Source organism: Bradyrhizobium sp. Mp27 (assembly GCF_029953005.1).
In the GTDB taxonomy this organism is placed as follows: Bacteria; Pseudomonadota; Alphaproteobacteria; order Rhizobiales; family Xanthobacteraceae; genus Bradyrhizobium; species Bradyrhizobium barranii.
The window spans coordinates 1-684 of the sequence record NZ_JASAUS010000587.1 but is presented as its reverse complement, the minus strand read 5'-3'; the positions used below and the strand labels follow the sequence as shown (position 1 = coordinate 684).

Here is a 684-nt window from a genome sequence, read left to right as displayed (position 1 = left end):
TACCGGTCGTCAGGCGGCGAAAAGCCGAAGGCAATCCTATGCGCCTCGTCAGACAAGATGTGCGGCCGCATCAATCGGGCCCAAAAGCCGCACTCTCACGAATAGGACGGGCTAAGAATGAAATGACTTTACACTCCCGTTTTCTCAATGTGGAGAACGAGCCAGGTCGTGCCCCCTGAGAGTCACTGATCTTGCGACGAGCCGGGGTTGGAGATTTTCTGATAAGTTTGTTGATTATCGCGGCATACGGAAATTGCCTGCTCGCACGAACCGCTTACTGAATTGATAAACGTGAGCCCGCGCCGTCCTTGACGACAAGAAGGGTCTGCGTGCTTCGAATTATGACCTGCTGGTCCGCCCGAAATCGCGGCGTTCTGGCAAATTATTTGTCTTGCCGCGCCCCCGTCGCCGCAATTCCGGCGTCCGATTAGTTACCGGCTTTCAACGATTTTGCGGTGTCCAGGTGCTTTTGCAACGTATCTATCTGGCCGGAAGCATATTCTCCAGCAGCATCCTTACTTTTTGATGCCTTCTTGTACTCGGCGATATCCTTCTGGTGGTCTGCGACCATGTGGGGAGCTATGGCGGAATCTGGGTGATGACGGTGTGAGGAAGGCGGCGTATCGAGGCGGGTGACGAGCCTGCCAGAACCTCTCGAGGAGAGCGATACGCCATGACCGAGAC

Annotated in this window: 1 pseudogene; it reads right to left on the bottom strand. The window is 55.1% G+C overall.

Annotated elements, in window-relative coordinates:
• Window positions 1–427 precede the first annotated feature (427 nt).
• Window positions 428–684, bottom strand: a pseudogene (locus QJT78_RS51875) (hypothetical protein); the annotation flags it as partial.